The organism is Pseudorhodoferax sp. LjRoot39, assembly GCF_964253035.1.
In the GTDB taxonomy this organism is placed as follows: Bacteria; Pseudomonadota; Gammaproteobacteria; order Burkholderiales; family Burkholderiaceae_C; genus Pseudorhodoferax.
Window position 1 is genome coordinate 1,795,298 of record NZ_CAXUQL020000001.1, and the last position, 26,501, is coordinate 1,821,798.

Consider the following 26,501-nt stretch of genomic DNA (forward strand, 5'->3'; position numbering starts at 1 on the left):
GTCAGATGTCCGCGCCCGTCAGTGCGATGGTGTGTGCCTGCCAGCCGGTCAGTTCCAGCGGCGCAAGCGGTACCAGCGGGTCGGCCGGCGCCAGGCCCTGCCAGGCCACGTGCACCAGTGGCAGGTCCGCGGGCTCCAGGCCATCGAGCAGTGCGCAGCGGGCGAGCCAGGGCGCCAGCGCGTCCGGCCCCTGCATGGCGTCGAAGGGCAGGGCACGCAGGCTTTGCCAACCCTGTGCCGGGTCGATGCGCGCCAGCAGCGCGCCGTCGGCCTCGGTGACCAGCAGCCAGGCGTGGCGGCCGGCCAGGCGGGGCCAGGCCTGCGCCGCGGCCAGCGCCAGCAGCGGGCGCACCGACACGGCGCGCAGGCCAGCCTGCAGCGCCTGTTGCTGCAGGCGCTGCAGCCAGCCCGTGTCGAGCGCGGCGGCGGGCATGCCGGGGCCGGCCGTGCCGTCCACCGCCAGGTCCCAGCCGTCGACGGTATCGCCGTGCACGCCGCGCAGCAATTCGCGCGCGGCCACGCGGCGCTCGGCCGTGCCACGCAGCACGCGGGCGTCGGGCAGCAGCGTGGTGCGCACGAAGCGGTTGGAGACCACGATGCGCGCGTGGGCGCGGCGCGGTGCGGCCGTGGTCGCCAGCTGCGCCAGCGCGCGCAGCGCGGCGTCGGCGCCGTCCGGTCCGTCCACGGCCTGCTGGTGGTGCGCGACCGGCCTGCGCCAGCCGCGCCGGTGCAGCGCCAGGCCGACCTGCGAGGGCGCCAGCCAGACGGCGGCCTGCTCACGCCACGGCGGTCGTGACACGGTCCACCTCCTGCAGGCTGGTCGCACCAATGCGCAACAGGTCGAGCGCGGCGTCGCGCAGCAGCCGCGTGCCGTTGCGGCGCGCAGTCTCCTTGAGCACGCGCACGGGCTGGCGCGTGATGATGAGTTCGGCCAGTTCGTCGGTCATCACCAGGATCTCGGCAATCGCCACGCGGCCCAGGTAGCCGGTGGCGCGGCACTGGCCGCAGCCTTGCCCGGCCATGAAGCGGAAGGACGAGAGGTCCTGGCCGGCCAGGCCGGCGTCGGCCAACTGCTCGGCCCCGGGCTGCACGGGCACGCTGCAGTGCGGGCAGTTGCGGCGGACCAGGCGCTGCGCCACGATGCCGTTCAACGCGGCCGTGAAGCTGTAGGCGTCGATGCCCATGTGGGCGAAGCGGCCCAGCACGTCGAACACGTTGTTGGCGTGCACGGTGGTGAACACCAGGTGGCCGGTCAGCGAGGCCTGGATCGCGATCTGCGCGGTCTCGGCGTCGCGGATCTCGCCGACCATCACGCGGTCGGGGTCGTGCCGCAGGATGGAGCGCAGGCCGCGCGCAAAGGTCAGCCCCTTCTTCTCGTTCACGGGGATCTGCAGCACGCCGGGCAGCTGGTACTCCACCGGGTCCTCGATGGTCACGATCTTCTCGTGGCCATGGTTGATCTCCGAGATCGCGGCGTACAGCGTGGTCGTCTTGCCGCTGCCGGTGGGCCCGGTCACGAGCAGCATGCCGTGCGGCTCGCCGGCCAGGCGGCGGATGGTGCGGCGGTCCGGCGCGCCGAAGCCCAGGCTGTCCAGCGTGAGGCCGCGCGCCGCGTCGGCCAGCTGCTGCTTGTCCAGGATGCGCAGCACCGCGTCCTCGCCGAAGATGGAGGGCATGATGGACACGCGCAGGTCGATCTCGCGGCCGCGCACGGCCACGGTGAAGCGCCCGTCCTGCGGAATGCGGCGCTCGGCGATGTCCAGCTGCGCCATCACCTTGATGCGCGAGATCACCTGCTCGGCCAGCTCCATGCCCTCGTCGCTGCGCACGGCCACCAGCACGCCGTCGATGCGGTACTTGATGGCCAGGCCGCTGGCGCCCGTCTCCAGGTGGATGTCCGAGGCATTGGCCTTGAGCGCGTCGTACAGCGTGGAGCGCACCAGGCGCACCACGGCGCTGCTGCCCTCGGCGATGCTTTGGAACGACAGGTCTTCCGCCTCGCTGCCCGGGGCCACGCCGGTGCCGGCGGCGATCTGCAGCTGCTCCAGCGCCGACAGGCCCTCCTCGTGCCGCGCCAGCCGGGCGGCGATGTCGCCCGCATGCGCCAGCACCCAGCGCGCCGGCTGGACCAGGGCATGCTGTGCGCGCGCGCAGCGCGTGTCGTCGAACGGGTCGCCCAGCACCAGCTGCAACGCGCCGCTGCCGTCGCGCATGGCCAGCATCTGCAGCGCGTGGCAGTCGGCGAAAGGCAGGGCGTCGAAGGCCGGCTGCCAGGCGTGCAGGTCGGCCATGCGCGCCAGCGGGTAGTGCAGGCTGGCCGCCAGCCGCGCGGCGAAGCGTTCGGGCGCATCGCCGGCCAGTTCCTCGAGCATGCGCACCACGGTGGCGCCGCGCTCGGCGGCCAGCACGCGCGCCTGCGCGATCTCGCGCGCCGCGAAGGGCGGCAGGGGCAGCGCGGCGTTCATGGGTGCAGCCTTCGGCCTGCGGCCCGTCCCGCCAGGCGCGCGCGCACTTGCTTGGAACGACCCGGCACCAAGCTCATCCCAGGCTCCCCGCCAGCTCGAAGATCGGCAGGTACATCAGGATCACGATGGCGCCGATGACGATGCCGATCACGGCCATCAGCACGGGCTCGAAGAGCTTGGTGAACCACTCGATCCAGCGCGCGAGCTCCTCGTCGTGGAAGCCGGCGATGCGCTCCATCATGGCGGCCATGTCGCCGCTGTTCTCGCCCACGCGCAGCATGCGCGCGGCCACGGGCGTGGTCAGGCCCGCGGCGGCCATGGCGTCCGACAGCACGATGCCCTCGCGGATCTGCTGCGTGGCGCGCACCAGGCCCTGCTGCATGTGCAGCGGCAGCAGGCCGGCCACCATGCCCAGGGCCGGCACGATGGGCGTGCCGCCGCGCAGCAGCATGCCCAGCGAGCGGTAAAAGCGCGCCAGGTGGTAGGTGGCCAGGCGCGCACCCACGGCCGGGATGCGCGTGAGCAGCGCCACGCCGTGCGGCAGCAGCCGGCGCGCCATGGCGGCGGCCAGCACCGCGAGCGCGAGCAGCGTGGCGCCGATGGCCGCGCCGTGCGCCTGCATGCCCTGGCCCCAGCGCAGCAGCAGCATGGACATCCAGGGCAGCTCGCGGCCCGATTCGGCGTAGATGCTGGAGAAGCGTGGCACCACGTAGCCGAGCAGGAACAGCACCACCAGGCCGCCCAGCAGCAGCAGCGCGACCGGGTAGATCGAGGCCGACACCACCTTCTTGCGCACCAGGTCCAGCCGCTCGTGGTAGTCGACGTAACGCGCCAGCGACTCGACCAGGTCGCCGCTGCGCTCGGAGGCGCGCACGGTGGTCACGTAGAGCACCGGGAAGGCCTGGGGCAGCTCGGCCAGCACGCGCGAGAAGGACTGGCCTTCGAACATGCGCGCGCGCATGGCGGCCAGCACGGGGCGCACGTCGCTGCGGGTCTCCTTCTCCAGCAGCGTGTCCAGCGTCTCGGGCAGCGACAGGCCGGCCTGCAGCAGGGCCATGAGTTCCAGCGTGAACTGCAGCAGCGGAAAACGCGGCCTGCGCTGCAGGCGCAGCGCCGGCAGGCCGGGCAGGGCGCGCCGCGGCGCAGCCGACAGCACGGCCAGGCCCTGGGCACGCGCGCGCTGCGTGGCCGTGGCCAGGTCGTCGGCCTCGACCGCCAGGCGGACCACGCCCTCGCCCGGGCGGAAGCCGCGCACATCGAACTGCATCGCGCCGCGCCTCTACCAGCTGCTCACGTCGGCGGCGTCGCCGCTGCCGCCGGCCTGGCCGTCCTTGCCCAGCGAGTACAGGTCGAACTCGCCGTGCTGGCCCGGCGACTTGTAGAGATAGGGCCGGCCCCAGGGGTCGGGCGGCACGCCCTTCTGCAGGTAGGGCCCGTCCCAGCGCGTGACGCCGTTGGGGCGTGCGGTGAGCGCGGCCAGGCCCTGCTCGTCGCTGGGGAACTGGCCCACGTCGAGCCGGTAGGTGTTGAGCGCGCTGGTCAGCGCGGCGATCTGCGCCTGCGCGGCCCGCACCTCGGACTTGCCGACCTGCGAGAAGTAGCGGGGGGCCACGTAGGCGGCCAGCAGGCCGATGATGACCATGACCACGAGCAGTTCGAGCAGCGTGAAGCCTCGGGGCCGGTGGTGGGCGGGCATGCGTTCTTGTCTCCGTTCGGGTTGCGGGAAGAGGGGCTACAGCGCCAGCGAGGCCGACAGCCCCACGAGCCAGGCGCGCCCGGGCGCGGGCTCGAAGAAGCGGCTGTTGCCCTCGTTGACGATGACCGAGCCCGCGTAGCGCTTGTCCAGCAGGTTGTCCGCGCGCACGAAGCCCTCCAGCTGCCAGCCGCCCAGCCGCGCCGCGTAGCCCGTGTACAGGCCCAGCACGCCATAGCCGGCCGCTGCGTCGCTGTTGGCGTCGTTCACCATCACGCGGCTCAGTGCGCGCCAGTCGGCACCCATGCGCCAGCCCTGTGGCGGCACCCAGCCGGCGCTGGCGTACAGGCTGCTCTTGGCCAGGCCCGGCATGCGCGCGCCGGCGCTGGCGCCATCGCGGTAGCGTGCGTCGAGGAAGGTGGCGGCGACCTGCGTGCGCAGGTGCTGCAGATGGCGCTGCTCCCAGGCCAGCTCCAGGCCGCTGCGGCGCGTCTTGCCGGCGTTCTGCGCGGTGGAGCGGCCATTGACGGTGCTGGTCACGATCTCGTCCTCGGTGCCGGTGCGGAACACCGCCGCCGTCCATTCGCCCCACGCCGCGCTGCGGTGCTTCAGGCCCGCCTCCACGCTCTTGCTGCGCGCCGGCTGCAGGCCGAAGTTCAGGCCAGGCTGCTGGTCCGGCCGGTACGACAGCTCGTTGAGCGTGGGCGTCTCGAAGCCCTTGCCGGCCGAGGCGTACACACGCAGGCTCTCGGTGATGGCAAAGCTGGCGCCGAGCACCGGCAGCGTGGCGCTGTAGCGCGCCTGGCCGCTGTCGTCCGGGTTGACGCCGACGATGTAGCGGTCCTGCGAATCGAAGCGCACGCGGCTGTGGCGCAGGCCGGCGTTCACGGTCCAGCGCTGGGTCACGCGCCAGTCGGCCTGCAGGTACTGGTCGAAGTTGTTGACGCGGTTGCGCTCGTCGCGGCGCAGCGCGCCCTGCACGCCAAGAGTGGGACTGGTCGTGCTGCCGACGAAGTTGGTGGTGCCGCGCCGGTCCTCGCGCAGGCCGTCGTAGGCCAGGCCCGCCACCACGGTCAGCGGCGCGTCGGCCAGCAGCGTGCGCCAGGTCCAGCGCAGGTCGGCGCCGGCGTAGTCGCGGTCCAGGTCGATCACGCCGCCAGGGTGGCGCGGGTTGTTCTGCACCGCGACCGGGATCGACTGGTACTGCGTGGTGCCGCGCTGCCCGCCGTACAGCGTGGCCTGCAGCGCATGGGCTTCGCTCAGGTGGTGCTCATAGACCAGGCCGGCCTGGGTCTGGTCCATGTTCTTGCGCGTGTTGAAGTTCAGGGCCGCCGGATCGACGCCGCGCGGGTTGGCCTGCCACTGCGCGCGCGACAGACCCAGCGGATCGTCGGCCTTGGGCAACACCACCCGGTTCGCCACCAGCGTGAGCTTGCCGTCCTCGTGCGGTCGCAGCGTGAGCTTGGCATTGGCCAGGGTGCGCCGCGCTGCGCTGTGATCGCGGTAGCCGTCCGTGCTGAAGCGGCTGGCCGAGACCACGTAGCCCACGCCGCTGTCGTTGGCCCCCGTGTTGCCGCTCACCTTGGCGCCGAAGCGCAGCAGCCCGTCGCTGCCAAGGGCCGTGTCCAGCCGCAGCGTGGGCGCGCCGCGCCCTTCCTCGGTGAACACCTGCAGCACCCCGCCCGAGGAGTTGCCGTACAGCGCGGAGAACGGCCCGCGCAGCACCTCGATGCGCTCGGCCGAGGCCAGGTCCACATGCGAGAGCTGGCCCTGGCCGTCGGGCTGGGTGGCGGGGATGCCGTCCACGTACAGGCGCAGGCCGCGGATGCCGAAGGTGGCGCGCGTGCCGAAGCCGCGCATGGAGATCTGCACGTCCTGGGCGTAGTTCTGGCGCTCGCGCGCCTGCAGCCCGGGCACGGAGCCCAGGGCCTCGGAGATGTTGACCTGGGCGCGGCCCTGGCGCAGATCCTCGCCGGCCACGCTGCTGATCGAGGCCGGCACGTCCTGCGCGTCGGCCTCGGTGCGCGTGGCCGTGACGACCACGGTGCCGAGCGCGGCCGCAGGGGCCGGCGGGAAGGTCTGGGCCAGCGCGGGCAGGCCCAGGCCGGCCGCCAGCAGGGTGGTGATCGGCTTCAACGCGGTGCCCCCGGGCGGCGCGCCAGGATCGGCGAGGCGGCCGTGGCCAGCGCGAGTTCCTCCGCCGCGGCGAGCAGGGGGGCGCCGAGTTCTTCCATGCGCTGCGCCGTCAGGCGGATGGCCGGTCCGGCGATGGTGATCACACCGGTGGCGGCCTCGCCGGGCCGGCGCACCGGGGCCGCCATGGCGCTCATGCCGGGGGCGTACATCTCGTGCATCTGCGACACGCCGCGCGCACGGTCCTGCGCCAGCAGGTCGACCACGGCCTTCCAGCCGGTCGGTGCGCGCGGCCCGTAGTCGCGCGGGTCGCCGAAGCCTTGGCGCACGATCAGCTCCAGTGCGCGCTCCTCGGTCAGCGTCATGAGCCAGGCATGGCCGGCCGCGCTGCACGACAGCCGCACATCGATGCCCATGTCGGGGTCGTAGCGCAGGCCGAAGCGCGCGCCCTGCGCCTTGGCCACGAAGGTCAGCCGGTCGCCGTCGACGATGGCCAGCCGCACCAGCTCGCCGCTGGCCTCGGCCAGCCGGTCGATGACGGGCTGCGCGAGCTCGACAATGCCCGAGCCGCCCAGGTAGGACAGGCCCAGCGCCGCCAGCTTGGTGGTCAGCGCGTAGTCGCCGTGGTCGCGGGTCTGGCGCACGTAGCCGCAGCGCACCAGGTCGCCGAGCAAGCGGTGGCAGGCGGACAGCGGCAAGGCGAGCTCCTCCGCCATGGTCGACAGGGTCTTGCCCGTCGGCCGTTGCGCGAGGTATTCCAGGATGCTCAGGGAACGTTCCAGCGTGCTTGCCATGCGCCGGATTGTTGAGCGGAAGTGGTTTCTTTAATGGAATGGTTTTCCTTAATGGAAAAGATTTCCTAAGAATTTAGCATTCCCCGGACCGCCCACCACACCCACTTCCCAGAGAGGACACACACCGTGAAACCCTTCATCCGCTGCGCCCTGGCGACGGCCGTGCTCGCCCTGTCCGCCACCGCCACCCTGGCCCAGGACATCCAGGAACGCACCATCAAGTTCGGCCACCTGAACAACACCGACCATCCCGTGAGCTTCGGCGTCAAGCGCTTCTCCGAGCTGCTCGCGGCCAAGACCGGCGGCAAGTTCAAGGTGCAGGAGTTCCCGTCCAACCAGCTCGGCAACGAGATGCAGCAGCAGTCCGCGCTGCAGGGCGGCGTGCAGGAGATGTCGGCCCCGGCCACCACCTCGCTGGCCGGCATCGTCAAGGAGTTCGGCCTGGTGGACTTCCCGTTCGCCGTGTCCACGTTCGAGCAGGCCGACGCGCTGCTGGACGGTCCGCTGGGCCAGGCGCTGATCGCCAGGCTGCCCGAGAAGGGCCTGGTGGCGCTGGGCTACTGGGACCTGGGCTTTCGCAACGTGACCAACAGCAAACGGCCCATCACCAAGGCCGAGGACCTGGAAGGCCTCAAGCTGCGCGTGATCCCGAACCCGGTGTTCCTCGAATCCTTCAAGGCCTTCAAGGCCAACCCCGTGCCCATGCCCTTCGCCGAGCTGTACGGCGCGCTGGAAGCCAAGGCCGTCGATGGGCAGGAAAACCCCTTCGCCGTGATCCTGTCGAACAAGTTCTACGAGGTGAACAAGTTCGTCAGCGCCACCAACCACGTGTACGCGGCCAACATCGTGCTGGTCAGCAAGCGCTTCTGGGACAAGCTTTCGCCGGCCGAGCAGAAGGCCATGCACGAGGCCGCCGACGAGGCGCGCGGCTACCAGCGCCAGGTCAGCCGCGCCGCCGCGCAGAAGGCCGTTGGCGAGCTGCAGGCCAAGGGCATGCAGTACAACACCATCGCCCCGGCCGAGCAGGCGCGCATGGGTGCTGTCGTCAAGCCGGTGCTGGAGAAGTTCGCCGCCAGCTACGACCCGGCCATCGTCAAGCTCTACAACGACGAGCTGGCCAAGGTCCGCAAGTAAGGTGTCCAGCGCTTCGGAACAAGAAAAAATGAAGATCCTCGTCCTGCACGGCCCCAACCTGAACCTGTTCGGCCGGCGCGAACCCCACATCTACGGCACCACCACGCTGGCGCAGATCAACGAGCAGCTGGCCGCGCTGGCCGGCGAGCTCGGCGTCGAGCTGGCCACGCTGCAGTCCAACCACGAGGGCGCGCTGGTCGACTTCCTGCACGCCCACATCGACACCGCGGCCGGCGCGCTGGTCAACCCGGCCGGCCTCACGCAGCACGGCGTGCCGCTGCACGATGCGATCAAGGCCATGCCGTTCCCGGTGCTGGAGATCCACATGTCCAACATCGCCGCGCGCGAGACCTGGCGTGCGCACTCCATCATCTCGCCGGCCGTGAAGGGCACGATCCAGGGCCTGGGCCCGCAGTCGTACCTGCTGGGCCTGCGCGGCGTGGTGTCGCTGGCGCAGACCATCCAGAAGGCCTGACGTCGTGCAGCGGGCGATCGACTGGCTCTTCAAGGGCTTGCAGGGGCTGATGGTGATCTGCATGGCCGTCATGGTGGTGCTGGTGTTCGGCAACGTGGTGATGCGGTACGGCTTCAACTCCGGCCTGCTGTTGTCCGAAGAGCTGTCGCGCTGGCTGTTCGTGTGGATGACCTTCCTGGGCGCTGTCGTGGCGCTGAACGAACGTGCCCACCTGGGCACCGATTCGTTGATCTCCAGGCTGCCGCCCGGTGGCAAGAAGCTGTGCCTGCTGCTCACGCTGCTGCTGATGCTCTTTCTGACATGGCTGGTCTTTCGCGGCTCGTACGAACAGGTGAAGATCAATTGGGCCTCGACCAGCGCCGTCATGGAAACCTCCATGGGCTACTTCTACGCCAGCGGCCTGGTGTTCTCGGTGCTGTCCGTCCCGGTGCTGCTGCTGCAGCTGTTCCGGCTCGTGACCGGGCGCATGAGCGAGGCTGAACTGGTGAACATCACCGAAAACGAAGACGTGCCCCACGGCGACGCAAAAGCCTGAGGACCCGCCGACATGACCATCCTGATTTTCGTGGGTGCCCTGCTGGCCGCCATGGCCATCGGCGTGCCGATTTCCTATGCGCTGCTGGCCAGCGGTGCGGCGTTGATGTGGCATCTGGACATGTTCGATGCCCAGATCCTGGCGCAGAACCTGCTCGAGGGGGCCAACAGCTTCCCGCTGCTGGCCGTGCCCTTCTTCATGCTGGCTGGCGAGATCATGAACGCGGGCGGCCTGTCGCGCCGCATCGTGCAGTTCGCCATGACCATGGTCGGCCACGTGCGGGGTGGCCTGGGCTACGTGTCCATCGCCGCCGCCATCATGATGGCCGCACTGTCGGGCTCGGCCGTGGCCGATGCCGCCGCGCTGGCGGCGCTGCTGCTGCCCATGATGGTGGCCGCGGGGCACGACAAGGCGCGCTCGGCCGGCCTGCTGTCGGCCGCCAGCATCATCGCGCCGGTGATCCCGCCGTCCATCGGCTTCGTGATCTTCGGCGTGGCGGCCAACGTGTCCATCTCCAAGCTGTTCCTGGCCGGCATCGTGCCGGGTGTGCTGCTCGGGGCGGCGTTGTGCGTGACCTGGTGGATTCTGAGCCGGCGCGAGAACGTGCAGCCGCAGCCGCGCCGTACCAAGGGAGAGATCTTCTTGGCATTCAAGGACGCGCTGTTCGCGCTCGGCCTGCCGGTGATCGTGATCGTCGGCCTGAAGTTCGGCGTGTTCACGCCGACCGAGGCCGCGGTGGTGGCCGCGGTGTACGCGCTGGTGGTGTCGGTCTGCGTCTACGGGGAGCTCAAGCTGAACCAGTTGTTCGGCCTGTTCCTGGCGGCCGCCAAGACCACGGCTGTGGTCATGTTCCTGGTGGCCGGCGCCATGGTCAGCGCCTGGCTCATCACGGTGGCGCAACTGCCCGACCAGGTGGTGGCGTTGCTGCAGCCGCTGCTGGACAACCCGCGCGTGCTGATGGCCGCGATCATGCTGCTGGTGATGGTCGTGGGCACGGCGCTGGACATGACACCCACCATCCTGATCCTGACGCCGGTGCTGATGCCCATCGTCAAGGCCGCGGGCATCGATCCGGTCTACTTCGGCGTGCTGTTCATCATGAACAACGCCATCGGCCTGATCACGCCGCCCGTGGGCGTGGTGCTCAACACCGTGGCCGGCGTCGGCAAGATCAGCATGGACCAGGTGACCAAAGGTGTGTGGCCGTTCATGATCGCCCAGTTCATTCTGATGTTCCTGATGGTCTTGTTCCCTGCGATCGTGATCGTTCCGGCACGATGGTTCGGCGGCTGAAGCACTGCGCCAGGGGCGGCGGTGCCTACCCGAACCGCCGATCAGCACCCCGGCGCGGGTCACGGCCCCGGCGCGCTGGCTGGCAGGGTGACCATGGTCATGCCGGCGCCGAAAACACATAACTTCCACCATCTTGCAGATGCCACGACCGGTGCAAAAGTGGTTTCATCGCGGCATGTCCATCACCCGCCTTGTGTCCCTCTGTTGCCTGATGCTGTTCGCCAGCGCCACGGCTGCAGTCGTGCTGCTGCCAGAAGTGCCGGCCGCCGCATTCGGCTGGCACCTGCCGGACCCTCCGTTCGGCGCGCTGCTGTTCGCGCTGGCCTGTGCCCTGGTGCTGCTGCCGCGGCGCGCTTCCGGGCGGTCCACGCGGCCGGAGCCGTTCAGCGATTGACGTCGACCACCAGCCGGCCGCGCACGCGGCCGGCCAGGATGTCGGCGCCGGCCTGCACGGCATCGTCCAGACCGATCTCGGTCGTGATCGCATCGAGCCTGGCCAGGTCCAGGTCGCGCGCCAGCCGCTCCCAGGCTGGCATGCGCACCGAGGGCCTGGCCATCACGCTGTCGATGCCGTACAGCGTGATGCCGCGCAGGATGAACGGCGCCACCGAGGCCGGGAAGTCCAGGCCCTGCGCCAGCCCGCAGGCGGTCACGGCGCCGCCGTAGCGCGTCTGCGCGCAGGCGTTGGCCAGCGTGTGGCTGCCGACCGAGTCGACCGCCGCGGCCCAGCGCTCCTTGCCCAGCGGCTTGCCCGGCGCCGAGAGTTCGGCCCGGTCGATCACCTCGGCCGCGCCGAGCGCCTGCAGGTGCGCGGCCTCGCCGGTGCGGCCGGTCGAGGCCACCACGCGGTGGCCCAGCCCGGCCAGCAGCGTGATGGCCACGCTGCCCACGCCGCCGTTGGCGCCCGTGACCAGCACATCGCCCATGCCGGGCACCAGGCCGTGGCGCTCCAGCGCCAGCACGCACAGCATGGCCGTGTAGCCGGCCGTGCCGATGGCCATGGCCTGGCGGGTGGTGAGGCCCTCGGGCAGCGGCACCAGCCAGTCGGCCTTCACGCGGGCCTTCTGCGCCAGGCCGCCCGAATGGCTTTCACCCACGCCCCAGCCGTTCAGCACCACGCGGTCGCCGACCTTGAAGCGGGCGTCCTCGCTGGCCTCCACCGTGCCCGCGAAGTCGATGCCCGCATGCAGCGGGAACCTGCGCACCACCGGCGACTTGCCGGTGATGGCCAGGCCGTCCTTGTAGTTGATGGTGGAGTACTCCACCCGCACCAGCACCTCGCCTTCGGGCAGCGCGGCCTCGTCGACCTGCTGGACACCGGCGCGGTAGCCGGCGTCGTCCTTCTCGATCACCAGAGCCTTGAACATGGCATCACCTCCTGCGGACCATTCTTGCAGCCGCGTCGGCGGGCGTCTGTCACCGTCCGTACAAGGTCTGGGGCAGCCACAGGCCGATGCCGGGCCACTGGTACAGCAGGAAGATCGCCAGGATCTGGATGCCCATGAACGGGATCATGCCGGCGAAGATCTGGTTCAGCGTCACATGCGGCGGGGCCACGCCCTTCAGGTAGAAGGCCGACATCGCCACCGGCGGCGACAGGAAGGCCGTCTGCAAATTCAGCGCCACGAGCAGGCCGAAGAACAGCGGGTCCACGCCGAAGTGGTCCAGCAGCGGGATGAAGATGGGCATGAAGATCACGATGATCTCGGTCCACTCCAGCGGCCAGCCCAAGAGGAAGATCACGACCTGCGACAGCACCAGGAACTCCACCTTGGACAGGTTCATGGACAGCACCCATTTCTCGATCAGCTCCTGCCCGCCCAAGAGCGCGAACGCGGCCGAGAAGATGGCCGAACCCACGAACAGCCAGCAGACCATGGCCGAGGTCTTGGCCGTGAGGTAGACCGACTCCTTCACCACATCCATGCTGAGCCGCCGGTAGGCCGCCGCCAGCAGGAAGCCGCCCAGCGAGCCCATGGCGGCCGCTTCCGTCGGCGTGGTCAGGCCGAACACGATGGAGCCCAGCACCGCCAGGATCAGCACCACGAGCGGGAAGAACGAGGCCAGCAGCATCTTGAAGATTTCCAGCCGCGCGAAGCTCAGGAACAGGTAGAAGACGGCCACCAGCGCGCCCAGCACCGCAAAGCTGACCCACCACCAGGTCGGTGCCGGCTTGCGCTCGGCCACCGCTTGCGCTGCGGTGGCTGCGGGCGCGCTGGCCGGCTCGGCTGCTGCGGCCGCCGGGGGCTCGGCTCCCGGCGGCTCCTGCACTGCGCCCTCCACGGGAGGTTCCTGCAGCCCGCCCTCGGTCGGCGGCTCCTGCAGCCCCCCATCCGTCGGGGGCTCCTGCAGGCCGCCCTCGGCCGGCGCGCTGGTGCTGCTTTCGGCACCAATGGGCTGGATGTCGTACTGCGCCTCCACCTCCACCGTGGTCACGGACCGCCAGGTGCCCACCGCCAGCAGCACGAACAGCAGGCCAGGCAGCACGACGATGGCCAGCTGGCGCAGCACATGGCCGGTCGGCACCTGGGCATTGCGCTTGCCCTTGAGTGCCTGCAGCAGGCGGGCCGGGGCGTAGGCGGCGGTGTCGGCCGGCAACGCGCGGGTCAGCGCGGGCAGCTCCACGCGCCGTTCCTCGGCCGACAGCGGCGGCGCCCATTGCGGCTTGAGCTTGGCCATGATGATCACGTACACCACGTACAGGCCGGCCAGCATCAGGCCCGGGAAGAAGGCGCCCGCGTACAGCTGCACCACCGACACACCGGCCGTGGCGCCGTACAGGATCAGCAGCACCGAGGGCGGGATCAGGATGCCCAGGCAACCGCCTGCCGTGATGGCGCCGGCCGCCATCGACGTGCTGTAGCCGGCGCGCAGCATGGCCGGCAGCGCCAGCAGGCCCATCAGCGTCACCACGGCGCCGACGATGCCCGTGGCCGTGGCGAAGATGGCGCAGGTGACCAGCGTGGCCACCGCCAGCGAGCCGGGCACGCGGGCCATGGCCAGGTGCATGCTCTTGAACAGCTTCTCGATCAGGTTGGCGCGCTCGACCAGGTAACCCATGAACACGAACAGCGGGATCGCGATCAGCACGTCGTTGGCCATGCTCTTGTAGGCCGCCTGCACCATCAGGTCCAGCGTGCGCTGGATGTCGCCGTCGTAGGCCAGCCAGGTGAAGATCATGCCCATGCCCATCAGCGTGAACGCCGTGGGAAAGCCCAGCATGATGGCGATGACCACCAGCGACAGCATCAACAGGCCCTGGTGCCCGTGCGTGACCTTGTCCACGCCCAGCAGCAGCCAGACGATGGACAGCAGCACCAGGCCCATGATGGAGAAACCGAACCACAGTTCCTTGCGCATGTTCAGGCCCTCCCTTGCTTGGCTGCGAGCTCGCGGTCCAGCGCGGCGATGTCGGCATCCTTCACGTGCACCATCTCCTTGAGCTTGTCGACGTCGACTTCCTGTACGTCGTCCCCTCGTGGCGGCCAGGCGCCCGTCTTCAGGCAGATCACGCAGCGCGCGATCTCCGCCAGGCCCTGCAGCAGCAGCGCCGCCGCGGCCACGGGGATCACGAACTTGAACGGGTACAGCGGCAGCGGCGTGGCCGAGAAGGTCTGCTCGCGGATGGCGAGCGATTCCTGCGCGTAAGTCCAGCCGGCCCAGGTCATGGCCAGCACGCCGGGCAGGAAGAAGACGATGTAGAGCGTGAGGTCCACGCCGGCCTGCGCACGCGGGCTGAAGAAACCGTAGAGCACGTCGCCGCGCACGTGGCCGCCCTTGGCCAGCGTGTAGGCACCGGCCAGCATGAACAGGGTGCCGTACAGCATGATCTGCGCGTCCAGCACCCAGGCATGCGGGTTGTTCAGCGCGTAGCGGGAGAACACCTCCCAGCTGATCAGCACCGTGAGGCCGACCACGGCCCAGGCCGCGGTCTTGCCGATGAAGGTGGAGACCGTGTCGATCGCAAGCAGGAGCTTTTGCATGACTCGCTTTTTCCAGGGGCAGACAAGGACAAGGGCGCCGCTCGGGGCGCCCTTGTCACGGCACGGGCGTGCGAGGCATCAGCTCTTCTTCTGCGCGAAGTAGTGGTTGTAGGCCATCTTGAAATCGACGGTGTAGTCGTTGTGCCACTGGCCGGCGCGCTGCGCGAACGCGCGCTGCGAATCGAGCACCTTCTTGAACATCGGGTTGTCCTTGGACTTGGCCGCGACCGCCTTGTCCCAGGACGCCAGCTGCGCGCGCAGGATCGCATCGGGCGTCTTGTAGAACTTGATGCCCTGCTTCTTGAGCTCCTCGTAGTCCTTGGAGTTGCGCTCGATGGCCTTCCAGCTCATGTCGGCGCTGGCGGCCTGCACGCCGTAGTCGATGATGGACTTGAGCTCGGCCGGCAGCGCGTCGAGCTTGGCCTTGTTGAACAGCACCTCGAACTGCTCGCCGCTCTGGTGGAAGCTCTGCAGCATGCAGTTCTTGGCCACGTCGGGAAAGCCCAGCACGCGGTCGCTGGAGGCGTTGTTGAACTCGGCCGCGTCGATCAGGCCGCGGTCCAGCGCCGGCACGATCTCGCCGCCGGGCAGCGGGTTCACGGCCGCGCCCATGTCGGTGAACACGTCCACGGCCAGGCCGACGGTGCGGAACTTCAGCCCCTTCATGTCATCGGCCTTGGCCACCGGCTTCTTGAACCAGCCCAGCGGCTGGCAGGGCATGGGGCCGTACATGTAGGAGACCACATCGAGGTTCAGGCTCTTGTAGATCTCCTCGACGAGCGCCTTGCCGCCGCCGTAGTTGTGCCAGGCCAGCACCATGTTGGCGTCCATGCCGAAGCCCGGGCCCGAGCCCCACAGCGCCAGCGCCGAGTTCTTGCCATACCAGTAGGCGATCACGCCGTGGCCGCCGTCCAGCGTGCCCTTGCTCACCGCATCGAGCAGCTGGAAGGCCGGCACCACGGCACCGGCCGGCAGCACGTCGATCTTGAGCCGGCTGCCGGCCATGTCGTTGATCTTCTTGGCCAGGTCCTGTGCGTACTCGTGGAAGATGTCCTTGGCCGGCCAGGTGCTCTGGAAACGCAGCGTGGTGGTCTGGGCCTGGCTGACCATGGGGGCGGACATGGCACCCGCGGCAACGGCGGCGCCCTTGAGCAGGTTGCGGCGGCGCGGTGCGGCAGAAGACTTGGCTTGGGTCATCGGTCGTGTCTCCAGTGGTTGAGGGCAGAAGCGCGTGGATGTTGGGTCATATGACAACCTCGGCCAACCGGAAAGTCCCCGAGAGGGAATACCACTACGTACACTGCCGTAGAAACATCCATTCTTTCGCACCATGGACCCCATCCAGCTCTTCGATCCCGCCTCCAGCACCTACACCTATGTGCTGGCCGACCCGGCCACGCGCGCAGCCGTGATCATCGACCCCGTGGATGCGCAGCTCGAGCGCGACCTGGCGCTGCTGCGCGAACGCGGGCTGCAGCTGGCCTGGACGCTGGAGACGCATGCCCATGCCGACCACGTGACCAGCGCCGGCCTGCTGGCCGAGCATGCCGGCGCGCGCACCGCCGCCCCTGCGGGCTGCGGCATCGCCACCGCCTCGGTGCAACTGCACGATGGCGAGGAGATCGCCTTCGGCGAGCAGCGGCTGCGTGTGCTGCACACGCCGGGCCACACGGCCGGCAGCATGTGCTACCTGTGGCAGGGCCACGTGTTCACGGGCGACACCTTGCTGATCGGCGGCTGCGGCCGCACCGATTTCCAGTCGGGCAGCGCGCAGGCGCTGTACCGCAGCATCACCGGCGTGCTGTTCCAGCTGCCCGAGGCCACCGTGGTCTGGCCCGGCCACGACTACCAGGGCCGCACGCACACGACCATCGGCGCGGAGAAGCGGTCGAACCCGCGCGTGGCCGGCAAGAGCGAGGCCGAGTTCGTCGCCATCATGGATGCGCTGAACCTGCCGCGCCCCAAGCGCATGGACGAGGCCGTGCCCGCCAACCTGCAGTCCGGCCTGGGCGCCGCGCCGGTCGCCGCCGATGCTGCACCGCGCCCGGCCGAGGGCTATGCCGGCGATGTCTCGCCCGCACTCGCGGCGCAGTGGTTCGCAGAGGGCCAGGCCGTGCTGGTGGACGTGCGCACCGACGCAGAGCGCGAGTGGGTGGGCTTCGTGCCCGGCGCCGTGCCCGTGGCCTGGAAGCAGTGGCCCGGCATGGCGCTCAATCCAGACTTCGACAGCGCACTGCGCGCCGCCGTGCCCGTGGGTGGCAAGGTGCTGCTGCTGTGCCGCAGCGGCGTGCGCTCGGTGGCCGCGGCCAGGCGCGCGGCGGAGCTGGGCATCGAGGCCTACAACATCCTCGAGGGCTTCGAGGGCGACCCCGATGCCGATGCGCACCGCAACCGCAAGGGTGGCTGGCGCTTGCGTGGCCTGCCCTGGCGGCAGAACTGACACGAGGAGGCCGCCATGTGCCGCAGCATCAAGACCCTGTTCAACTTCGAGCCGCCCGCAACCGAACTCGAGATCCGCGCGGCCTCGCTGCAGTTCGTGCGCAAGCTCTCGGGTTTCTCGGTGCCGTCCAGGGCCAACGAAGCGGCCTTCGCGCAGGCGGTCGAGGCCGTCACGGCAACGGCCACTGCCTTGCTCGCCGAACTCGTGACGACGGCCGGCCCCAGGAACCGGGAAGAAGAGGCCGACAAGGCCCGCGCGCGCAGCGCGGCCCGCTTCAGCGCCTGACCTGCCGCTCGGGCTGGCGCGCGAGCCAGGCCGCGTAGCTGCTGTCGGCCGGTGGCTGGTGCGCTGCATCCAGCATGAACAGCGCGCCGATCAAGGTGTCGTCCAGCCCGATCGGGAAGGCCGGCTGCAGCCGCGGCACTGCGCCACGCTGCAGGGCCTGGCCCAGTTCCAGGTCGACGAGCCGGCGGCCGTGCCGGATGTCGGCCAGCGCGGCGGCACCCAGGCCCGCAGCCTCGGCCAGTTGCTCCAGCTCCTCGAGCCCGGACACGGGTTCGAGCTGCAGCCAGCCGACTGCGCCGGCCGCCGTGCGCCCGAGGACGCCGAACGGGTCGCCCAGCACCACATGCTCGACGAAGCCATGCTGGTCCATCAGCTGCTGCAGCGCCCGCGCCGTGGAGGGCACGCGCAGCTGCGCGTTCTGCACCGGCGTCAGCGTGCCGCGCCAGATCTGCGAGGCCCGCGTGTTGGCGTTGGAGGGCATGTGGCGCAGCACCGTCAGCAGGCGCGCCGCCACGTCGGGGTCCTGCTTGGGCAGGAACTGGTCGATCAGCGCGCGGTTGAAGGCATCGACCGCGATCTGCTCGTCGGCCTGGCCCGTGAGCAGCACGCGCAGGCCGGGCCAGTCGCTGAGTGCCGCGAGCGCATCCAGGCCGTTCATCTGCGGCATCGAGTAGTCGACGATGCAGGCGTGCGTGAGCGCGTAGCGCGCGCGCGCCGGGCCGGCCCAGTAGGCCAGCACCTGGGGCAGCAGCGGCGTGGCGCCCTGGCGCCAGCGGTCGATGATCTGCTGCTGCGCCCACGCATCGTCTTCCCAGACAGCCGACTCCTGCTGCAGCAGGCCCAGGCATTCGTCCACGCTGGTGTGCAGGCGCACGTTCCAGTGGCCGGGCAGCATCAGCGCCAGCATCTGCAGGTAATCCGGATCGTCGTCCAGGAACGAGAAACTGCCGGGGCAATGGAACAGCGGAAGGCTCATGGAGAGGGGGCAGGGGGCCTGGAAAATGCCGGTGGTATTGTCACGGCAAGGTTTTCCCATGTCGCCACGCTCACCTGTCAGAACTGCCAGTCGCTCTTTGATCGAACTCCTGCGGGAGTGGTTGCACGCGCTTTCCGCGCAGGATGTGGGGGCCATCGTGGTGCTGGGGCCGGAGCTGCAGGGCCAGGCGTCCGAGCGCCGCGTGCTGGCCGTCTACCCGCTCAGCGCGCAGCAGGCGGCCTATGCGCTGGCCCGCAGCCCCGATTTCGGCGAAGTTCCGCAGCGGGACGGCACGCCAGCCGTGGCCTGGCAGCAGCTGGCGCGGCCGCTGCACCAGCCCGAGGCCGAGGTGGATGCGCACTGGCGCAGCACCTGGATGGCCCTGGGCTTGCAGGCGGTGGTGCGCGTGAGCTTCGGCCTGCCGGCCGGACGCAGCTTCGATTGCTTCCTGTTCGTCTCCGGCGAGTTGCCCCAGCGCAGCCAGGTGGCCACGCTGGCCTTGCTGGCCCAGGGGTTCTGGCCCAGCTTGCGCAGCGCGCTGGTGGCGGCCTGGAGCCCGCTGACGCGGCGCGAGGAGGAGTGCCTGCGGCTGGCCTTCGACGGTTTGACCGCGCGTGCCAGTGCCGAGCGCATGGCGTGCTCCGAACGCACGGTGAACTTCCACATGGCCAATGCCATGGCCAAGCTCGGCGCGGACAACAAGATGGCGGCGATCCAGCGCGCCTGCTGGCTCGGCGCGATCTAGGTCGGTGCGTCAGCCCTGGCTCGGCGGCGCGGTGCGCAGCAGCGCCTGCTCGGCCGCCTCGTAGGCCGCGGCCAGGCGCAGCACGCCGGCATCGTCGCGCGGCCGGCCGATCAGCTGCAGGCCCATCGGCAGCCCTTGCGGGCCGAAGCCGGCCGGGATGCTGATGGCCGGCAGGCCCGCGAAGGTGGCGTAGATCACCACCTCCATCCAGCGGTGGTAGGTGTCCATGCGGCGGCCCGCGATCTGCGTGGGCCAGCGCTCGGTGGCCGCGAAGGGCCAGACCTGGGCGCTGGGCAGGGCCAGCACATCGTGGCGCTCGAACAGGCCCAGCAGGTGCTGGTAGAAGGCCGTGCGCCGGCTGCTGGCGGCCATGAACTGGGCGGCGCTGGTGCCCTGGCCCTGCTCGTATTCCCACAGCGCCTCGGGCTTGATGCGTTCGTGCGCCTGCGGCAGCGCCATCAGCGGCGCGATGCGCGCGCCCACGAGCACGCGGCGCCAGACCAGCCAGGCGTCCCAGACCGGCTCGGGCGCCGTGCCGAGCGCCGTGGGCTCGACCGTGCAGCCCAGGGCGGCCAGGCGGCGCAGCGCCTGTTCGCAGCAGTCCAGCACGCCGGATTCCATGGGCAGGTAGCCGCCCAGGTCGCCGAGCCAGGCGATGCGTGCAGGCTGCGCCGTCTGACCCAGCGCTTCGGCGAAGCGCGCGCCGTCGTCCAGCGAGAGCGGCGCGCGTGGGTCGTGGCCGGCCTGCGTGTCCAGCATGCGTGCGAGGTCGCGCACCGTGCGCGCCATCGGGCCGGCCGTGCCCAACTGCGCAAGCCAGGCGTCGGCCGCCGGCACCTGGGGTACGCGGCCCTGGCTGGGCCGCATGCCGAAGATGTGGTTCCAGCCGGCCGGGTTGCGCAGGCTGCCCATGAAGTCCGATCCGTCCGCGACGGCAAGCATGCGCTGCGCCAGCGCCACGGCCGCGCCGCCGCTGCTGCCGCCGGCCGAGCGCGCCGGGTCCCAGGCGTTGCCCGTGGTGCCGAAGACGTCGTTGAAGGTGTGCGAGCCCAGGCCGAATTCGGGCGTGTTGGTCTTGCCGATGACGATGCCGCCCGCGGCCTTGATGCGCGACACCATCAGCTCGTCCTCGCGCGGCACCGTGCGTGCCAGCAGCGCGGAGCCCTGCGTGGTGGCGATGCCGGCCGTGGCCGAGAGGTCCTTGATGGCCTGCGGGATGCCGTGCAGCCAGCCCTTGGACTGGCCGCGCGCGAGCAGCGCGTCGTGCGCATCGGCCTCGGCCAGCAGGGCCTCGGGATCGCGCAGACTCACGATGGCGTTGAAGCGCGGGTTGCGCGCATCGATGCAGGCCAGCGTGGCCTGCATCAGTTCGCGGCAGGACAGCTGGCCGGCGTGCAGGGCCTGCGAGAGGCCGGTGGCGTCCTGGGTGTCGAGGATGTTCTGTGGCATGCCCGGTTTATAGGGCATGCCCAGGGCCTCAGTTCAACACCGTGATGCGGTCCACCTCGAACTCGCGCTTGCGCAGGCCCTTGTCGAACTCGCCGACCAGCTCCACGCGCTGCTCTGCGCCGATGTTCTGGCCGGGCGGGAAGCGGTCGTCGTCGATCTCCACCGTGATGCGGCCGCTGTCGTCGGCGAAGGTGTACTTGTCGCCGCCGTCGTGCGAGACGATGCGGCCCTGCAGGCGCGCGTGCTGTTCGTCCTTGCCGGTCTCCAGCAACTGTTTGACGGTGAGCAGCTGTACCGAGCTCGGGCCGCCATAGCTGCCGTGCTTGCCGGCCTGGGCCGGCTGCGCTGTCGTGCTGGGGCCGGTGTAGCCGGCGGCCGGCTGGGCTTGCGCGATGCTGCCTGCGAACAGCGCGGTGGCGATGGCGGCGGTGATGATGGGGTGGCGCATGGTGATCAACTCCTGTGGTGCATGTGCCGCGGACCCGTTCCGCGGCATGGCTGCATTGGATGCGCCGCAGATGAAGGCAATCTGATGAAGCCACCTCCGTTTGGACTTCTCACTTCGTGTAGAAGTCCCATCCCCCCTCAAGGGGGCGCACCCGGCGGCCTGGCAGAGCCAGTTCCGCGGCTGCGCTGGCATGGCCTGCTCCGCGGCCTTCCGAACCCCTGCTTGCGGGCCGGTTCCATGGACTGCGGGTGCAGCGCCTTGCATGCTGATCTGCGCTACCAGCTCGCCGGCCCGCCATCGAGCATGCGCTGCGCGAGCAGGAAGCCCGCCGCGTTCCAGCTCTGGCCCGGCATGCCGCGCGGCGCCAGCGTCCTGCCGTGGAACCATTCGGTGAAGCGCCAGCCGTGTGCCGCATTGGCCTGCGCCAGCCGCAACAGCACGCCCTGCGCCTGTTCCTTGCGCCCGAGCCGTGCCAATGCCATCGCCCAGAAGCCGCCGACGAAGGGCCAGATGCCGCCGTTGTGGTACTGGTGCACGAGGTTCTGCTGGTGCCGTTCCATGTAGCGACGCCACAGTGCGTGCTGGCGCGTGAGCGGGTGCAGCACCACGCGCACGGGGTAGGGCTGGTCGGCCTGCGCAGCCGTGATGGTGTCGGCGATGCGCGCGGCCATGGGCGCGTCGGCCAGGCCGCAGAGCATGGCCAGCACGTTGCCGAACACGTCGCCCTCGTCGCCGACCACGGCCAGGTTCACGAAGGACAGGTACAGCCCAGGGTCGCGCCGGCCGCGCCGCGCATAGTGGCGCAGCAGGCGGGCGCGGTGGTAGTTCGGCAGGTCGCTCTGGAACGGGTTGAACAGGTGGTTGAAGTGGTGCGACGTGGCCTCGGCATCGTCCAGTGCGAAGCGGCGCTTGACCTCGAACCACAGCGCGTTGGTGTAGAGCACGTAGCCCGAGCGCGGCATGATGTCGGCCCAGTCGCTGGCCTCGTTCTGCTGCAGCAGCCGGAAGGTCTGGTGCTCCTGCGCCAGCAGCCAGGCGATGGCGCGCTGCACACCGTCGTGCCAGTGCGTGGCGCCCACGTCGCCATGGCGGCGCACATGGTCCACGGCGATCAGCCACCACAGCGTGGCGTCGATGCAGCCCAGGTACCAGAAGTCGGCATCGAAGCCGTCCGGGTCCACGTACTTGGGGATCTGGCCGTTGGCCGCCTGTTGCGCGGCCAGGGCATCCAGGCTGGCCACGGCGCCGCGTTCCAGCGCCGGCACGCCGCTGCCGCACATGGCCATCACGCAGATGGCGGCGTCGCGGCCGAAGATGCGCGTGTAGCGGCGGGCCTCGGCCGCCTGCGTGCGGCTGGCCGCCAGGATGCCGTGCGGCGTGCAGTTGGCCTCGAGCAGGGCCAGCGAGGCCCGGGTGCAGTCGGCCAGCAGCGTGGCGGGGTCGTGGTGCGGGTCGGTCATGGTCGGCGCATTCTGAAGCACGGCCCAAAGTCCCGCGGCATGATGGCGCCATGCCGACCGCACCCACCCTGGAGCAACTGCGCCGCCATGCGATCGCGCGCACGCTGTTCACACCCACCACGCTGCCGCGCGCCATCGCCCGCCTGGGCTTCGTGCAAGCCGACCCGATCCGCGCGCCGGCGCGTGCGCAGGACCTCACGCTGCGCCACCGCGTGCGCGACTACCGCGCCGGCGAGCTGGAGCGCCGCTACGCCCGGCTCGGCATCGAGGAGGATTTCTTCGTCAACTACGGCTTCCTGCCGCGTGCGCACGCCGACCTCATGCACCCGCGCACCGCACGCGAGGCCTGGACGGCCGAGCGCGCGCAGCAGGCCGCCGCCGTGCTGGCCTTCGTGCAGGAGCGCGGCGCCGTGCACCCGCGCGAGGTCGAGGCGCAGTTCGCGCATGGCCGCACGCGCAACTGGTTCGGCGGCAGTTCCAACGCGAGCACCCAGTTGCTCGACGCCATGCACTACCGCGGCCTGCTGCGCGTGCTGCGACGCGACAGCGGCACGCGCGTGTACGCCGTGCGCGCAGCCGGCCTGCCGGACGACGATGCCCAGGCCACCGACGCGCGCATCGATGCCCTGGTCGACCTGGTGGTGGCCAAGTACGCGCCGCTGCCGGCCGCCAGCCTGGGCCAGCTGCTGAGCCTGCTGCTGCGCGGCGGCGCGCCGCAGTGGGCGGCCGGGCGCGCTGCGGCGCTGGCCCGGGCCCGGCTTCGGCTGGCCCGCGCGCGCGTCGACGGTGTCGACTGGTACTGGCCGGTTGCCGAGAACCCGGCCGCGGCGCGCTGGCGCACCGACGAAGGCGTGCGCCTGCTCACGCCTTTCGATCCCGTGGTCTGGGACCGGCGCCGCTTCGAACTGTTCTGGGGCTGGGCCTACCGCTTCGAGGCCTACACGCCGGCGCCGCGCCGCCAGCTCGGCTACTACGCGCTGCCCCTGCTCTGGCACGAGCAGGTCATCGGCTGGGGCAACCTGGCGGTTGTGGATGGCGCGCTGTCGGCGCAGTTCGGCTACGTGGCCGGCAAGCCGCCGCGCTCCGCGTCGTTCCGCGCCGGGCTGGACGAGGAACTCGACCGCGTGCGCGTCTTTCTCGGCCTGTGATTCACAGCAGCAGGAGGGCTGCCGCAGCCACCGCTGTCGGTGCCAGTGCGCCGAGCAGCAGCGCGCCGATGCTGACGGTCTCGTCCGCGAAGCCGCGCTTGAGCAGCGCCACGCCGGCCGGATTGGGCGCATTGGCGATCACGGTGAGGCCGCCGCCTGCCACGGCCCCGGCCATCAGCATGTACTTGGCCTGGTCGGACATGCCCTCGATCAGCGAGCCCAGGTAGGTCAGCGCCGCGTTGTCGGTGACGGCCGTGAGGCCCAGTGCACCGAAGAACAGGGCCAGGGGTTCCAGCCCCGAGACGATGGGCTGCAGCCACCACTGCTGCAAGCCGCCCAGCACCACCAGGCCGGCCAGGAAGAAGCCGACCAGCAGCGCCTCCTTGAGGATCAGCGGGCTCTGGTGCGTGCCGTAGGCCTGGGTGTAGCCCATGAACATCAGGAACAGGCCCAGGAAGATGACGGGGTGGTGTGCGAACAGCACCACACCGGCGAGCAGGACCAGGTGCACGGCCACGACCGTGAGCGGCACGCGGGCTTCGGCCGGGTCGTCCTCGTGCGCGGGTGGCGCGGGCCGCAGGTGGCGGCGCAGCACGAAGGTGGCCAGGCTGGCATTCACGATCACGGCCAGCGCAGATTTCCAGCCGAAGTTCATCAGCATGAAATAGCTGTCCCACTGCCAGGTGGCGGCCACCATCAGCACCGGCGGTGCAGCGTAGGAGGTCAGCGTGCCGCCGATGGACACGTTGACGAACAGCACGCCCAGCGCCACGTACTTCACGCCCTCGGGCACATCGCGGCGGAAGATCTGCGGCGCCAGCATGAGGGCGGCGATCGTCATGGCCGCCGGCTCGGTGATCAACGAGCCGAACAGCGGCACGGCCGCCAGGCCCAGCCACGCGGTTGCCAGAGGTGTTGGCACCGGGACGACGCGTGCCGTCACATTGACCAGCGACATGACCGTGCGCAACACCGGCCGCGAGGCGGCCATGACCATCACGACGAAGACGAAGAGCGGCTCGGTGTAGTTGCGCGACTCGGCGTACTCCAGGGCCTGCGGGCCGCCTGCGAAAAAGGCCAGTGCGACGATGAGCACCATGGCCCAGAAGCCGAACACGACTTCGATCTCGCCGAGCAGATGGAACAGGCCGGCATGGCGCGGAAAGCGGTGGGACAGCCGTTCGAACTGCTTGGCGGCGAAGGTGTGGGCCAGCGCGATGGCGAACAGCGCGGCGGCGATCCACTGGATCGTGGGGTCGGACATGGGTTTCCCGGTCGTAGACGAACCGCGCGGCGGCCCGACCTGCGCAACAACCTGGAATGCCCCCGCGGCACCCACCCGGCGCGGATTCTACGGATGTAGGCCAAGCCCTTGGAATGGACCAGGGCCCAGCGTCGCTGTCGGACCCGCGCGATCTTTCCAAGACCGCAAGTGTCACTTTCGAACTTCTCGGTTTTCCGCGCGCAGCGTCCGCCAGATACTGGCCCGCGGCGCCGGACTGCACCGGACAAGACACAAGGCGGACACCATGGACCAATACCAACTTTTCATCAACAACCAGTGGGTCGAGCCCGACTCCGGCAACTACTTCGATGCGCTGGACCCGTTCTCCGGAGAGCCCTGGGCGCGCGTCGCGCAGGGCAATGCGCGTGACGTCGACCGCGCCTGCCGCGCCGCAGAGGACGCGTTCCACGGGCCCTGGAGCCGCCTGTCGGCCACCGAGCGCGGCATGCTGCTGGTGCGGCTTGCGCAGCTGATCGAGCAGAACGCGGAACAGCTGGCTGCGGCCGAGAGCCGGGACAACGGCAAGCTGCTGGGCGAGGTGCTGGGCCAGGTCCGCTACACCGCCAAGTATTTCCATTACTACGGCGGCCTGGCCGACAAGATCCAGGGCGCGGTGGTGCCGATCGACAAGCCCAAGGTCTTCAACTACACGCGCTACGAGCCCGTGGGCGTGGTCGCCACCATCACGCCCTGGAACTCCTCGCTGCTGCTCACGGCATGGAAGGTGGCCCCTGCGCTGTGCGCCGGCAACACCATCGTCGCCAAGCCCTCCGAGCACACCTCGGTGTCCATGTTCCTGCTGGCCCGCTTGTTCGAGCAGGCGGGGTTCCCGGCGGGCGTGTTCAACGTGGTGACCGGCTTCGGCAAGGAGGTGGGCGAGCCCCTGGTTGCGCACCCCGCCGTGGGCGTGGTCGCGTTCACCGGCGGCGACGAGGGCGGACGCAGGGTGGCCGTGCAGGCGGCGCAGCATCTGAAGCGCTGCACGCTGGAGCTGGGTGGCAAGTCGCCCAACATCGTGTTCGACGATGCCGACCTGGCCAATGCGGCCAATGGCGTGATCACCGGCATCTTCTCGGCCGGCGGGCAGACCTGCATGGCCGGCTCGCGGCTGCTGCTGCAGGAGGGCATCCACGACAGCTTCATCGAGCGCCTGCTCGACATCTGCAAGGACGCCCGCCTGGGCAATCCCGCCGAGCCGGGCGTGCAGATGGGGCCGGTGGCCACGCGTCCGCAGTTCGACAAGGTCATGGACTACATCGCGATCGCCAAGGCCGAAGGCGCCCACTGCGTGCAGGGCGGGCGCGCCCGTTCGGGCCCGGGCTACGGTGCGGGGCAGTTTGTCGAGCCGACGATCTTCACGGGCGTGCACAACGGCATGCGCATCGCGCAGGAAGAGGTGTTCGGGCCGGTGCTGTCCGTGATCCCCTTCAAGGACGAGGAGGACGCCGTGCGGATCGGCAACGACATCCGCTTCGGCCTCGCGGCGGGCGTCTGGACGCAGAGCCTGCACCGGGCGATGCACATGTCGGAGCGGCTGCGCGCCGGCACGGTGTGGGTCAACAACTACCGCTCCACGAGCTTCACGACGCCTTTCGGCGGCTTCAAGAACAGCGGCCTGGGCCGCGAGGGCGGCGTGGAGGCGGTCAAGGAGTTCCTGGAGGTCAAGAGCGTCTGGATCTCCAGCGACCTGCAGATGCCCGATCCCTTCATCCGCAAGTACTGATACGACAGAACGACGCCACCAGGAGGGAGCGGAGACA

25 protein-coding genes and 1 pseudogene are annotated in these 26,501 nt (G+C 70.2%); 11 read left to right on the forward strand and 15 right to left on the reverse strand.

Annotated features, from left to right (window positions below; translation table 11 throughout):
- Position 1 precedes the first annotated feature (1 nt).
- The 6 genes from ACSQ4M_RS08445 to ACSQ4M_RS08470 form a co-directional block, all read right to left on the reverse strand.
- A complete protein-coding gene (locus ACSQ4M_RS08445; RefSeq protein WP_436189139.1) occupies positions 2–799 on the reverse strand; it encodes a hypothetical protein in 798 nt (265 codons plus the stop codon).
- Entirely contained in the window at positions 777–2,465 is a 1,689-nt protein-coding gene (locus tag ACSQ4M_RS08450; protein WP_436189140.1) for a GspE/PulE family protein, read from the reverse strand. Before ACSQ4M_RS08450 ends, ACSQ4M_RS08445 begins: the two co-directional genes overlap by 23 nt.
- A 73-nt stretch (positions 2,466–2,538) precedes the next feature.
- The gene (locus ACSQ4M_RS08455) at positions 2,539–3,732 is read right to left on the reverse strand and encodes a type II secretion system F family protein (protein ID WP_436189141.1); all 1,194 of its coding nucleotides are present in this window, start codon (positions 3,730–3,732) and stop codon (positions 2,539–2,541) included.
- A gap of 12 nt (positions 3,733–3,744) precedes the next feature.
- Complete coding sequence (gene gspG, locus ACSQ4M_RS08460) at positions 3,745–4,161, reverse strand: type II secretion system major pseudopilin GspG (RefSeq protein WP_436189142.1); 417 nt, start codon at positions 4,159–4,161, stop codon at positions 3,745–3,747.
- Between the two features lie 36 nt (positions 4,162–4,197).
- Positions 4,198–6,294, reverse strand: coding sequence for a TonB-dependent receptor family protein (locus ACSQ4M_RS08465; protein ID WP_436189143.1), 2,097 nt, complete (start codon positions 6,292–6,294; stop codon positions 4,198–4,200).
- Complete coding sequence (locus ACSQ4M_RS08470) at positions 6,291–7,085, reverse strand: IclR family transcriptional regulator (protein ID WP_436189144.1); 795 nt, start codon at positions 7,083–7,085, stop codon at positions 6,291–6,293. The genes ACSQ4M_RS08465 and ACSQ4M_RS08470 overlap by 4 nt, the downstream gene beginning before the upstream one ends.
- Positions 7,086–7,211: 126 nt before the next feature.
- Between ACSQ4M_RS08470 and ACSQ4M_RS08475 the strand changes: the two genes are divergently transcribed.
- From ACSQ4M_RS08475 to ACSQ4M_RS08495, 5 genes are all read left to right on the forward strand, one after another.
- A complete protein-coding gene (locus ACSQ4M_RS08475; RefSeq protein ID WP_436189145.1) occupies positions 7,212–8,219 on the forward strand; it encodes a TRAP transporter substrate-binding protein in 1,008 nt (335 codons plus the stop codon).
- A gap of 28 nt (positions 8,220–8,247) precedes the next feature.
- A complete protein-coding gene (locus ACSQ4M_RS08480) occupies positions 8,248–8,694 on the forward strand; it encodes a type II 3-dehydroquinate dehydratase (protein ID WP_436189146.1) in 447 nt (148 codons plus the stop codon).
- Between the two features lie 4 nt (positions 8,695–8,698).
- Positions 8,699–9,229, forward strand: coding sequence for a TRAP transporter small permease (locus ACSQ4M_RS08485; protein ID WP_436189147.1), 531 nt, complete (start codon positions 8,699–8,701; stop codon positions 9,227–9,229).
- Positions 9,230–9,241: 12 nt separating this feature from the next.
- Positions 9,242–10,522: a TRAP transporter large permease subunit gene (locus ACSQ4M_RS08490; protein WP_436189148.1), complete on the forward strand. Its 1,281-nt coding sequence runs from the start codon at positions 9,242–9,244 to the stop codon at positions 10,520–10,522.
- Positions 10,523–10,697: 175 nt separating this feature from the next.
- The gene (locus ACSQ4M_RS08495) at positions 10,698–10,916 is read left to right on the forward strand and encodes a hypothetical protein (RefSeq protein ID WP_056657685.1); all 219 of its coding nucleotides are present in this window, start codon (positions 10,698–10,700) and stop codon (positions 10,914–10,916) included.
- Here ACSQ4M_RS08495 and acuI read toward each other — a convergent pair.
- From acuI to ACSQ4M_RS08515, 4 genes are all read right to left on the reverse strand, one after another.
- Positions 10,906–11,889, reverse strand: coding sequence for an acrylyl-CoA reductase (NADPH) (gene acuI, locus ACSQ4M_RS08500; RefSeq protein ID WP_436189149.1), 984 nt, complete (start codon positions 11,887–11,889; stop codon positions 10,906–10,908). The two genes, ACSQ4M_RS08495 and acuI, sit on opposite strands and share 11 nt — an antisense overlap.
- A 49-nt stretch (positions 11,890–11,938) precedes the next feature.
- Positions 11,939–13,888, reverse strand: a complete 1,950-nt coding sequence (locus tag ACSQ4M_RS08505) for a TRAP transporter large permease (protein WP_436193980.1) — start codon at positions 13,886–13,888, stop codon at positions 11,939–11,941.
- Positions 13,885–14,505, reverse strand: coding sequence for a TRAP transporter small permease subunit (locus ACSQ4M_RS08510; RefSeq protein WP_436189150.1), 621 nt, complete (start codon positions 14,503–14,505; stop codon positions 13,885–13,887). The genes ACSQ4M_RS08505 and ACSQ4M_RS08510 overlap by 4 nt, the downstream gene beginning before the upstream one ends.
- A 78-nt stretch (positions 14,506–14,583) precedes the next feature.
- Positions 14,584–15,702, reverse strand: coding sequence for a TRAP transporter substrate-binding protein (locus ACSQ4M_RS08515; protein WP_436189151.1), 1,119 nt, complete (start codon positions 15,700–15,702; stop codon positions 14,584–14,586).
- Between the two features lie 133 nt (positions 15,703–15,835).
- Here ACSQ4M_RS08515 and ACSQ4M_RS08520 point away from each other — a divergent pair.
- The 3 genes and pseudogenes from ACSQ4M_RS08520 to ACSQ4M_RS08530 all read left to right on the forward strand — a co-directional run.
- A pseudogene (locus ACSQ4M_RS08520) lies at positions 15,836–16,336 on the forward strand (MBL fold metallo-hydrolase); the annotation flags it as partial.
- A gap of 138 nt (positions 16,337–16,474) precedes the next feature.
- Positions 16,475–16,945 carry a rhodanese-like domain-containing protein gene (locus ACSQ4M_RS08525; RefSeq protein ID WP_436193981.1) on the forward strand — a complete coding sequence of 157 codons (471 nt, stop codon included), beginning with the start codon at positions 16,475–16,477 and terminating at the stop codon, positions 16,943–16,945.
- A gap of 15 nt (positions 16,946–16,960) precedes the next feature.
- Entirely contained in the window at positions 16,961–17,230 is a 270-nt protein-coding gene (locus tag ACSQ4M_RS08530; protein ID WP_436189152.1) for a DUF2277 domain-containing protein, read from the forward strand.
- Here the strand turns inward: ACSQ4M_RS08530 and ACSQ4M_RS08535 are convergent.
- Positions 17,220–18,206 (reverse strand): response regulator, encoded by a 987-nt coding sequence (locus ACSQ4M_RS08535; protein WP_436189153.1) that lies wholly within the window; start codon positions 18,204–18,206, stop codon positions 17,220–17,222. The genes ACSQ4M_RS08530 and ACSQ4M_RS08535 overlap by 11 nt on opposite strands.
- Positions 18,207–18,303: 97 nt before the next feature.
- Between ACSQ4M_RS08535 and ACSQ4M_RS08540 the strand changes: the two genes are divergently transcribed.
- A complete protein-coding gene (locus ACSQ4M_RS08540; RefSeq protein WP_436189154.1) occupies positions 18,304–18,951 on the forward strand; it encodes a helix-turn-helix transcriptional regulator in 648 nt (215 codons plus the stop codon).
- Between the two features lie 9 nt (positions 18,952–18,960).
- Here the strand turns inward: ACSQ4M_RS08540 and ACSQ4M_RS08545 are convergent, their stop codons facing one another.
- The 3 genes from ACSQ4M_RS08545 to ACSQ4M_RS08555 all read right to left on the reverse strand — a co-directional run bounded on the left by ACSQ4M_RS08545 (position 18,961) and on the right by ACSQ4M_RS08555 (position 22,308).
- The gene (locus ACSQ4M_RS08545) at positions 18,961–20,400 is read right to left on the reverse strand and encodes an amidase (protein WP_436189155.1); all 1,440 of its coding nucleotides are present in this window, start codon (positions 20,398–20,400) and stop codon (positions 18,961–18,963) included.
- A gap of 28 nt (positions 20,401–20,428) precedes the next feature.
- The gene (locus ACSQ4M_RS08550; protein ID WP_436189156.1) at positions 20,429–20,848 is read right to left on the reverse strand and encodes a YgiW/YdeI family stress tolerance OB fold protein; all 420 of its coding nucleotides are present in this window, start codon (positions 20,846–20,848) and stop codon (positions 20,429–20,431) included.
- A 275-nt stretch (positions 20,849–21,123) separates the two neighbouring features.
- Positions 21,124–22,308, reverse strand: a complete 1,185-nt coding sequence (locus ACSQ4M_RS08555; protein ID WP_436189157.1) for an amylo-alpha-1,6-glucosidase — start codon at positions 22,306–22,308, stop codon at positions 21,124–21,126.
- A gap of 50 nt (positions 22,309–22,358) precedes the next feature.
- On the opposite strand from ACSQ4M_RS08555, the gene ACSQ4M_RS08560 reads away from it, so the two are divergent.
- Positions 22,359–23,456 carry a DNA glycosylase AlkZ-like family protein gene (locus ACSQ4M_RS08560; RefSeq protein WP_436189158.1) on the forward strand — a complete coding sequence of 366 codons (1,098 nt, stop codon included), beginning with the start codon at positions 22,359–22,361 and terminating at the stop codon, positions 23,454–23,456.
- Between the two features lies 1 nt (position 23,457).
- On the opposite strand, the gene ACSQ4M_RS08565 is transcribed toward ACSQ4M_RS08560, so the two are convergent.
- A complete protein-coding gene (locus tag ACSQ4M_RS08565; protein ID WP_436189159.1) occupies positions 23,458–24,720 on the reverse strand; it encodes a putative Na+/H+ antiporter in 1,263 nt (420 codons plus the stop codon).
- A gap of 265 nt (positions 24,721–24,985) precedes the next feature.
- On the opposite strand from ACSQ4M_RS08565, the gene ACSQ4M_RS08570 reads away from it, so the two are divergent.
- Positions 24,986–26,464, forward strand: coding sequence for an aldehyde dehydrogenase (locus ACSQ4M_RS08570; RefSeq protein ID WP_436189160.1), 1,479 nt, complete (start codon positions 24,986–24,988; stop codon positions 26,462–26,464).
- The last annotated feature ends 37 nt before the right edge of the window (positions 26,465–26,501 follow it).

What these genes read in the sequence shown, in the direction of transcription:
- ACSQ4M_RS08450 (WP_436189140.1), bottom strand. Translation starts at nt 2,465, where the DNA reads ATGAACGCCGCGCTGCCCCTGCCGCCCTTCGCGGCGCGCGAGATCGCG.
- ACSQ4M_RS08455 (WP_436189141.1), bottom strand. Translation starts at nt 3,732, where the DNA reads ATGCAGTTCGATGTGCGCGGCTTCCGCCCGGGCGAGGGCGTGGTCCGC.
- gspG (WP_436189142.1), bottom strand. Translation starts at nt 4,161, where the DNA reads ATGCCCGCCCACCACCGGCCCCGAGGCTTCACGCTGCTCGAACTGCTC.
- ACSQ4M_RS08470 (WP_436189144.1), bottom strand. Translation starts at nt 7,085, where the DNA reads ATGGCAAGCACGCTGGAACGTTCCCTGAGCATCCTGGAATACCTCGCG.
- ACSQ4M_RS08480 (WP_436189146.1), top strand. Translation starts at nt 8,248, where the DNA reads ATGAAGATCCTCGTCCTGCACGGCCCCAACCTGAACCTGTTCGGCCGG.
- ACSQ4M_RS08490 (WP_436189148.1), top strand. Translation starts at nt 9,242, where the DNA reads ATGACCATCCTGATTTTCGTGGGTGCCCTGCTGGCCGCCATGGCCATC.
- ACSQ4M_RS08495 (WP_056657685.1), top strand. Translation starts at nt 10,698, where the DNA reads ATGTCCATCACCCGCCTTGTGTCCCTCTGTTGCCTGATGCTGTTCGCC.
- acuI (WP_436189149.1), bottom strand. Translation starts at nt 11,889, where the DNA reads ATGTTCAAGGCTCTGGTGATCGAGAAGGACGACGCCGGCTACCGCGCC.
- ACSQ4M_RS08510 (WP_436189150.1), bottom strand. Translation starts at nt 14,505, where the DNA reads ATGCAAAAGCTCCTGCTTGCGATCGACACGGTCTCCACCTTCATCGGC.
- ACSQ4M_RS08515 (WP_436189151.1), bottom strand. Translation starts at nt 15,702, where the DNA reads ATGACCCAAGCCAAGTCTTCTGCCGCACCGCGCCGCCGCAACCTGCTC.
- ACSQ4M_RS08525 (WP_436193981.1), top strand. Translation starts at nt 16,475, where the DNA reads ATGGACGAGGCCGTGCCCGCCAACCTGCAGTCCGGCCTGGGCGCCGCG.
- ACSQ4M_RS08530 (WP_436189152.1), top strand. Translation starts at nt 16,961, where the DNA reads ATGTGCCGCAGCATCAAGACCCTGTTCAACTTCGAGCCGCCCGCAACC.
- ACSQ4M_RS08535 (WP_436189153.1), bottom strand. Translation starts at nt 18,206, where the DNA reads ATGAGCCTTCCGCTGTTCCATTGCCCCGGCAGTTTCTCGTTCCTGGAC.
- ACSQ4M_RS08545 (WP_436189155.1), bottom strand. Translation starts at nt 20,400, where the DNA reads ATGCCACAGAACATCCTCGACACCCAGGACGCCACCGGCCTCTCGCAG.
- ACSQ4M_RS08550 (WP_436189156.1), bottom strand. Translation starts at nt 20,848, where the DNA reads ATGCGCCACCCCATCATCACCGCCGCCATCGCCACCGCGCTGTTCGCA.
- ACSQ4M_RS08555 (WP_436189157.1), bottom strand. Translation starts at nt 22,308, where the DNA reads ATGACCGACCCGCACCACGACCCCGCCACGCTGCTGGCCGACTGCACC.
- ACSQ4M_RS08560 (WP_436189158.1), top strand. Translation starts at nt 22,359, where the DNA reads ATGCCGACCGCACCCACCCTGGAGCAACTGCGCCGCCATGCGATCGCG.
- ACSQ4M_RS08565 (WP_436189159.1), bottom strand. Translation starts at nt 24,720, where the DNA reads ATGTCCGACCCCACGATCCAGTGGATCGCCGCCGCGCTGTTCGCCATC.
- ACSQ4M_RS08570 (WP_436189160.1), top strand. Translation starts at nt 24,986, where the DNA reads ATGGACCAATACCAACTTTTCATCAACAACCAGTGGGTCGAGCCCGAC.